A 7,464-nucleotide genomic window follows, 5' to 3' on the forward strand; every position below is an offset into this window, starting at 1 on the left:
TGTGGGTTCTACGTCAGATATCATCAAACGGGCCTGGGAACACAAAAACAAAGTCATTCCTGGCTTCACTGCTAAATATAACGTACATATGCTTGTCTATTACGAAGTACATGAATTATACATTGAGGCAGCTCGACGTGAAAAACGCTTCAAAAATTGGCCAATGATTTAGATCTACTGGATGCTGCGGACAAGCCGCGGCACGTAGGCGGCTGGTGAAATGTCAACAGACCCTAGGCTGATTTATTTTTCTAAATTTTCCTATTGCCAGTACTAGAAAAATTAAAGCTTTGCTTGTTCGTTGATAAGAGTGGAAATTTGTACTTCTTTGGCGAATGCTCTATTCGTTGGGATGCACCAGGCACAATAAATACTTAAACAAAAGTCAAAGTATTATCCTTTGCCGATAATTCTTGGGTTTCAAATGTTGTATTTCCTTTTGGTTTAGGCAAAGTGAGCTCCTTATCTTTATTAGGGAACTCTTGCATCATTTTTAATTTTTTCTCAACCTCAGGAGGCAAAGCAAGCTCTGGAGGAACTGTTTTGTGGCGAGGAACACCTGCATTTAAAGCCCCCATTATCATTCTAGGGGAATTAGAGTGCGGTTGTTCCAAATGAGGATCCAATTTTGCTTCTAACTCTCGCGCTAAAGTTGGATCTAAAATCCACATGGCATCGGCCAGAGCAGGAATACACATATTGGGCTCATTATTTACCCACCAACCTAAATCAAGCATAGCTTTGCGTATGTAGTCTGCTTTTTTATTATTTTTATCAAATGCAAAGCGCAGTATGGTATTCAGTGCTTTAGCTGGCTCTTTATAATTAATAGAAAGCTCTTTATTTGAATTCAAAAATCCAAACCAAGAGTTTTCTAATTTTTCATGATATTTCTGTCTGAATCTATTACACAATTGTTCAGGACTTTGTTCTTCTGGCGCTGAGACTTTATATTTACCTAAAGCATCTATACTTTTGTAAAATTCAGACATCAACAAGGCATGCATCGTAGTGGTTGGATGCACATCATCCCAAAACATATGTTTAGAACCTGGAGAGGTTCTCTCAGGAGTCATTGTATAGTCTGCTGAATCTTTATAAGCTTCTTTTAATTTTTTACGATCAAAATATTGAGCATATTCTGATTGAGGGTTATCTCGGACATCAGTATATATTTTAGTAAAAACAGAATTGATATTGAAAAAATCAATGGAGCAGGAAGGGTATTTATCTTTTAATTTTTTATATTTCTCTTCGAGTTGTGTATTAAAATATTCTGTTACTTCGTGAGCTTTGCCTTCTCTTGATGTACCTTGAAAACGTGGAGTTAACGATAAATCGGGCAAATTACAAAGCACAATATTTTTAAAACCCTGTTGAATTAATTTCTCAATGTTATCTATATTACTTTGTACTGCAAGATTTGCTGCCTCTTTTGTTGGTTCTGAATTAACCGTAATTAAATCATTAGCACCAGAAAATACAGTAATCAATGTCTTTTCTTTATCCTCATAATCTTCTTGTTTCTCAAGGTCAGCTAAGAATTGATCCACCTGCTTTGACAAGTTAGATACAATTAAGCGGGTAAAAAAAAGCTTTATCGAAGTAAATGGGGCAAGCAGAGAAAGAAAAAGACCTTTCCAACTGTAATCATAAGATGTTGCACCACCCTGACTGTAATTTGCGAAGAAATTTTGCCCATTATATTGAGCAGTACGCCCATCATCGAGCGAATAATATTCTTGAATGTATTGGCTGTAACGAGGATCTGTAATTATCTGATCCGATATATCATCAGAAGACTCATGAAGAGCCGGAGCTTTCAGAAGCTCCATTTTTTTACGAAGAGCGGCACGTTGAGCATTCGTTTTATGCCTATGTGCGATTGCAGCATCAGCTATATCAGTGCTATCGACTATATGTCCAGGATTTATTATATCTTCTAAAGTACCTTCTTGTTTTGCTGCAAATAGGTGTCCTTCTTCTCTATCTTCTACGCGTTGCCTACGTTTTACTTCTCTTAATTCCGCTATAACATCATCCAAAGTATCTCTTTTTCGGATATAAGGAGACTGATTAAGAACATCATCACTGATATCCGCATTATCCAGATTATATTTTCCAAAACGGTGTTTAGAATCCTTTTTTATTTTGTCGTCATTAAGAAACTTACTGATAAGAGTTGCTCTAAGCGAGTCTGCCCATGTATAACCATTGGTAAAGCGCTCATTGGGAGATTTATCTAATCCCAATGCTTTGAGCCATAAACCTTTTACCCATGAGCCTAGAAAAGAAAACTTTTCGCCCATGTTTTTACCATCAGAAAGGCTATCACCAAATACAACAAAATGGGTTATGTTTTTTTTAGATTCGGGCTTGCTGTTTCTCATGCAAAATAAACACCATTTGATCAATTATTGATATTTTATAAGTAAATTATTAAGGATTTATTAATCAAGTAAGCATGGTGGACAATTTTTCTTACAAAATATAAAAAAACAAAAAGTGAATAATTTTTTTTGAGGTAAATTATGAATTACAGAAAATCCTTTAAGTAGCTTGTCCGACCTAATTCGAGACAGGTGAGGAAAGTAGATTTAATCCACATTTGGCAATTTCAGAAGTTTTTTTTAATTATCCACTTTGGATAAAATAACTCAATTATCTACTAGCTTAAAATAAGCTCCTAGCACATTTAACCAGCTTTTATATCTATAATTGATACGTTCTTTAGTCCGCAGGCTAAAAAATATTGATTTTCAATAAAAATTCCAAACTTTGTTTCTATATGATATCAATAATTTAATAATTAATTTCAACGAACTACAGGATTTCTATTAAACAAAAACTAAAAATGAGCTTTAATTGCTCTTTATTTAAAAATATCAAACAAAATATAATCTCATGTTACTGTTTCACCGGTTACTATTTATTTAGGAGAAATTAATGGCAGGCCCTTACAGTACTCATAATATAGTTAATGTGTTTCGCTCAATTGTTCAATTAATATCGCAATATCCAGAGTTATTAAATACGCAAGGGATTTTTCGGATCCCTGGTTCGAAAGAAGAAATAGATCGTTTACTCGAACAGCTTATCTGTGATCATTTTAATGTAGAGACATTGAGTCACTACATAATGAATAAAAATATAGTTAATAACGAGCATCTCAATAATGTTTTAGGAATGATATCTACAGTGCTTAAAGAGAGTCAAATATTAGCTTCCAAAGATGAGCTGCTGGTATCTTTTTCTAAGAAATTGAAATCATTATTAGATTCTCACCAAGAAGAAGACCTTAAAAACACAATAGCAGCTCAATTATTTGATAATTTCATTAATGATCTTCTTATGTCAAAGAGAATAGATCATCAACGTGCAGGGGAAACTCTTTATCATTATTTTTATTTAATGCATCAAGTAGGTAAATGCCAAGAAATTAATCGTATGACTTATAATAATCTTGCCATTATCATAGCACCTAGTCTTACTAACGAGTTGGACTTATATACTGGAAACAACTTATTAGATTTGACAAGCTATGTTAGTCAATTCACCCCTATATTAGAAAATTACATTGCTGAAGCCAAATGGGACTGTGATTTTAAGAAATACCATGCGGACAAATTAGAGCATTTAGAAAACACCAGGCATTCTTTACGTGAACAGCTGGAACATATGAAAGAAGCCTCCAGAAAATCAGTTACCACCCCGATGAAAAGTTTCATGTTGCAAGCATCCATGATAAAGGCACAAATTGATGCTATAAAAGAAGAACAACAAGATCATTCCCTTAAAAAGAAAGCAAAGAAAGAATTAGGTAAGCAACTTGCCCCATTAAAAGAAGAGCAAAGTGATCTCCTCTCGAAAATTTCTGAATTAGCGCCCCAAATTAAGGTAATGAACAGGGGACAGCGACAAATACAAAAAGAAATAGATATTCTCACTTACTCAGGAAATCGAGTAACACCACGGGAAAATCCATCAAATAAGTCTAATCTTGCTCAATTTAGTATTTTTGAGTCCAGTAGTTCTAACGCAAGTACGGTGTTATCTCCTATTCCTGAAGAAAAGGAAGAACTTGAAGACCAAGAAGAGAGCATTCATCAAAAACAGCAGTACCCATAATAAGCAAGAAGTTGGGCTAAGCAGAACGTAGCCCAACAGTTCCATTTTTAAAGTATGTAACCATGTTTATTTTCATTTGAGCGGTGCTCACTCAAAATTATTGTATGAATAATCAACAACTTGAAGTTCATATTCTCGATTTAATAAACTGTCAGGAACCTTGCCTGTAAATTGATTATGATCAAGACGGAGTACTTGTAGGTTAATGATGTTACCAATGTCAACAGGGAGTATGCCAGTCAACGCATTATATTCAACACGTAAGGTTTTCAAAGAATGGAGCTGAGTCATTGTATCTGGAAGAACTCCACTGAATTGATTATGCCCAAGATAAATATGTTGCAATTGCGTTAACTGCTCTATTTTAGTGCTTATAGGACCTGAGATGTAGTTATTAAATAAATAAATTTCTTTTAAATTCTTAAGCATATAAAGAGAATCAGGCAGGACTCCATTCAGTTGATTATCATCAAGCCGTAATATTTCAAGTTGATGCAAATTTCCAATGGATGAAGGGATCGCTCCTGATAATTTATTGACATGTAAATCAAGCCATTTCAAATGTTCAAGGTCACCAATACTATCTGGAATCTCACCGTCTATCTGATTGGATTTAAGCCAAATATTTTCAAGTTTTTTGCATTGACCAATGGTCGCCGGAATACGACCACCTATGTGATTAAAACTTAGATAAAGGGTTTTCAGCTCTGTTAAATTACATAGCGTATCTGGTAATGTTCCTTCTAATCCATTGTCATAAAGCTGTAGTTCAGTTACATGCCCATTTTTATCACAAATTACCCCGTGCCATTCACAATATGAAATAGAATCAGAAAGCCAATTATCTTGTCTAATCCAATTTGTCCCGTTGGTTGCTTTGTAAAAATTCTCAAGCTCTAATCGTTCCTGCGGATAATTCACGTCTGCAAACAAAGCGGTTGAAGTTAACATTGCCGCTATTCCCAAAAGGATACTTGGTTACCAGATGATTTCAGCAATCTATGAATAGTGCTGAAAAAAGAATGGATCGTTATTGACATGGAACCCTCTCGCAAATAATTTGAGGCAATATAAATATTAAACAATTTAATGTCAAATAGTGACATCATGTTCAAAACAAAATCACAACTGAACTCTTTGGTTAACCCAACATTGTTGGATAACTCCAAATAAAATCAAATTGAATACTACTTGGTGCTTTTATTACTTCCTCAATAATTTGGGGATCGAAAAATTTTTTAATTGCTCCAAGCCCAGCATATATAAACTTATTTTGAGTAGAATTTAAATTAACTTTTAAACTTCTTAATAATTCCATAAGAAAAGAAATTGTATAATATTAGCCCAATTTGGATTTCAGAAATCTAAATGGATTCAAATATCACAATTAGTAGGTAGATAAAAATGTTTACACGCCATGAAGCGACGCTTAAGAATAAAAAAGTACACGGTGAAAGTGAGGTTTATAGTTTAGAGATAAAAGGTGTTTCTCCACATGATTGTGGAAATGGACAATATGTAGTTATTCATGGCGACAAAAGACCAATTTATTTAGCTATTGCTTCGAGTAAAGAGGAATCCTACCTAAAAATAAGTCAGATTTTAAAAAATGGAGCTAAAAATATCCTTTCTGAAAGTCAGGTTGATTCACATCTTGAAATTGATGCTCCTTGTGGAAATGAATTTAAACCAGCAGGAGAAAAGGTATTGTTGATTTGTGCCGGATCTGCAGAGTCTGTCATGAGAAATCTGTACAATAATTTAACATTAGAAGGCAAAGATGTTTCAGTTTTTTATTCTGCAAAACGTCTTGAAGATCTTCCATTTCCCAATTTTGTTGTGAGGCTTAATAACAACAATCAACATTATATAACTCTTACAGAGGAACAATTAGATCGATTTAAATCAGGTCGTATCACAGAACATCTAAAAACAAAAGAGATTGATCCTAACACATCTGTTTTCGTTTGTGGCCCAGTTGGTTTTGAAAATGACGTAGTAAATATGTTACTCGATAAATCACATCCAGCGCAAAATATTCATATTAGTCATTGGGGCAAAATTCTCCCTGTAGATTCAGGTACTCTTGCTGAACGAGGATTTAAAATTAAAGAAAACTCTCTAACAGAAAAGTCGGACTCCGATAAGTTACCGCAAATAAGATATTAATTGTACCCTGACTTTTTGAAAAATTTGAGTTTGTGTTGGCTCTTTTTTCTATACTTTTTCGATGGTGATGTATCATTTGTATTTTTTTGATCGCTGGTTGTTGTAGCAATCATGTACTATCAACAAATGATATACTCCATTAATGAACAATCCATTGATCGGGTTCGTACAGAATGAACACTCAAACTGAATTTTCACAAGAAGTACTTAAGTTAATTAAATCAATACCCCGAGGTAAAGTGATAACCTATGGAGATATTGCCAGGCTAGCAGGCCATCCACACGGTGCACGTGGAGTCGGATGGCTTCTTCATTCCTGCACAAAGAGTCATAATCTTCCTTGGCAACGTGTGTTAAAATCCAGAGGAGCGCTTTCTTTTCCTGCGAATAGCCACCATTATTTACTTCAGAAAGAACTGTTAGAAAAAGAAGACATTATCATCATCAATGGCCATGTTGATTTAAAAAAATATTCTTGGGATGGTGAGCCATAAATATTTCCGGCTAGTCATTATAGAGCATCCAAGACTTATTATTGACCTATTTCAGGAAGCTCAGCAGGAAGCGTACTCATACTCAATGGTCGACTTAAACGTTCAAAGCCTCATCACGCAGTGAATTGAAAACCATGCCCCCGCTCTTTTCTTTATAAGCCATAATTGGGATCTTTCAGAGAAAAAACCCTTCTAAAAAAAGAATCCAGCACTTCTTCATTTAGCATGGGATTTTTTTATCTAATCAACCCTTGAGCCAGTGCAAAATCATGTACCCTTCTAAGATTTTGAGCAATTCCCAAAAAAATTATATCCAAGTAGGAAAAGCAGTGAATTTTCTTCAAAAGGCCATAAGTCTTCTTTAATACCGAATCGATAAAATTTACATAGAGATCAAATTTAATCAACAATCAGGAGTATTAAAATGAAGATTAGTCAAGAAGCATTAGAGGCCTACTTAGATGCGATAAAAAACAATCCTTTTTCAATAAAAGAAATTCCTATACCCGAAGAAGGAGAAGAGCTTAGTGATGAGCATAAAAAAATTTATATGGCTGCTGTAAAACTAAATGGCGAGGCAGTAAAATAAGCAGGCCTCATTAAATATCTATAACAAATCAGCATAAGCATCATAATTAAAATTGATTGTTGAAACAGTCCTCCCTTCATGAAA

Annotated in this window: 7 protein-coding genes; 5 read left to right on the forward strand and 2 right to left on the reverse strand. The window is 34.4% G+C overall.

The genetic code is table 11. The features are described from left to right. The first annotated feature begins 1 nt into the window (after position 1). A complete protein-coding gene (locus tag Lsan_RS17385) occupies positions 2 to 172 on the forward strand; it encodes a GIY-YIG nuclease family protein (protein WP_157068320.1) in 171 nt (56 codons plus the stop codon). 202 nt (positions 173 to 374) lie between these two features. On the opposite strand, the gene Lsan_RS17390 is transcribed toward Lsan_RS17385, so the two are convergent. Continuing rightward, positions 375 to 2,390 carry an SGNH/GDSL hydrolase family protein gene (locus tag Lsan_RS17390; RefSeq protein WP_058515396.1) on the reverse strand — a complete coding sequence of 672 codons (2,016 nt, stop codon included), beginning with the start codon at positions 2,388 to 2,390 and terminating at the stop codon, positions 375 to 377. 556 nt (positions 2,391 to 2,946) lie between these two features. Here Lsan_RS17390 and Lsan_RS17395 point away from each other — a divergent pair. Beyond that, on the forward strand, positions 2,947 to 4,128 hold the full coding sequence (locus Lsan_RS17395) for a Rho GTPase-activating protein (RefSeq protein ID WP_058515397.1): 1,182 nt from the start codon (positions 2,947 to 2,949) through the stop codon (positions 4,126 to 4,128). Positions 4,129 to 4,215: 87 nt separating this feature from the next. Here the strand turns inward: Lsan_RS17395 and Lsan_RS17400 are convergent, their stop codons facing one another. Beyond that, positions 4,216 to 5,079 (reverse strand): leucine-rich repeat domain-containing protein, encoded by an 864-nt coding sequence (locus Lsan_RS17400; protein WP_058515398.1) that lies wholly within the window; start codon positions 5,077 to 5,079, stop codon positions 4,216 to 4,218. Between the two features lie 453 nt (positions 5,080 to 5,532). Here Lsan_RS17400 and Lsan_RS17405 point away from each other — a divergent pair, with 453 nt between their 5' ends. The 3 genes from Lsan_RS17405 to Lsan_RS22230 all read left to right on the forward strand — a co-directional run bounded on the left by Lsan_RS17405 (position 5,533) and on the right by Lsan_RS22230 (position 7,380). Further along, positions 5,533 to 6,297 (forward strand): FAD-dependent oxidoreductase, encoded by a 765-nt coding sequence (locus tag Lsan_RS17405; RefSeq protein WP_058515399.1) that lies wholly within the window; start codon positions 5,533 to 5,535, stop codon positions 6,295 to 6,297. A 173-nt stretch (positions 6,298 to 6,470) separates the two neighbouring features. Continuing rightward, positions 6,471 to 6,791, forward strand: a complete 321-nt coding sequence (locus tag Lsan_RS17410) for an MGMT family protein (protein ID WP_058515400.1) — start codon at positions 6,471 to 6,473, stop codon at positions 6,789 to 6,791. 424 nt (positions 6,792 to 7,215) lie between these two features. Beyond that, positions 7,216 to 7,380, forward strand: a complete 165-nt coding sequence (locus Lsan_RS22230; RefSeq protein WP_157068319.1) for a hypothetical protein — start codon at positions 7,216 to 7,218, stop codon at positions 7,378 to 7,380. Positions 7,381 to 7,464: the final 84 nt, after the last annotated feature.

It is taken from the genome of Legionella santicrucis, assembly GCF_001468135.1.
GTDB classification, from domain to species: Bacteria; Pseudomonadota; Gammaproteobacteria; order Legionellales; family Legionellaceae; genus Legionella; species Legionella santicrucis.

Bases quoted from the DNA above. Each gene is read 5' to 3' on its own strand.
- Lsan_RS22230 (WP_157068319.1), top strand. From the start codon at position 7,216: ATGAAGATTAGTCAAGAAGCATTAGAGGCCTACTTAGATGCGATAAAA.
- Lsan_RS17405 (WP_058515399.1), top strand. From the start codon at position 5,533: ATGTTTACACGCCATGAAGCGACGCTTAAGAATAAAAAAGTACACGGT.
- Lsan_RS17400 (WP_058515398.1), bottom strand. From the start codon at position 5,079: ATGTTAACTTCAACCGCTTTGTTTGCAGACGTGAATTATCCGCAGGAA.
- Lsan_RS17395 (WP_058515397.1), top strand. From the start codon at position 2,947: ATGGCAGGCCCTTACAGTACTCATAATATAGTTAATGTGTTTCGCTCA.
- Lsan_RS17390 (WP_058515396.1), bottom strand. From the start codon at position 2,390: ATGAGAAACAGCAAGCCCGAATCTAAAAAAAACATAACCCATTTTGTT.
- Lsan_RS17410 (WP_058515400.1), top strand. From the start codon at position 6,471: ATGAACACTCAAACTGAATTTTCACAAGAAGTACTTAAGTTAATTAAA.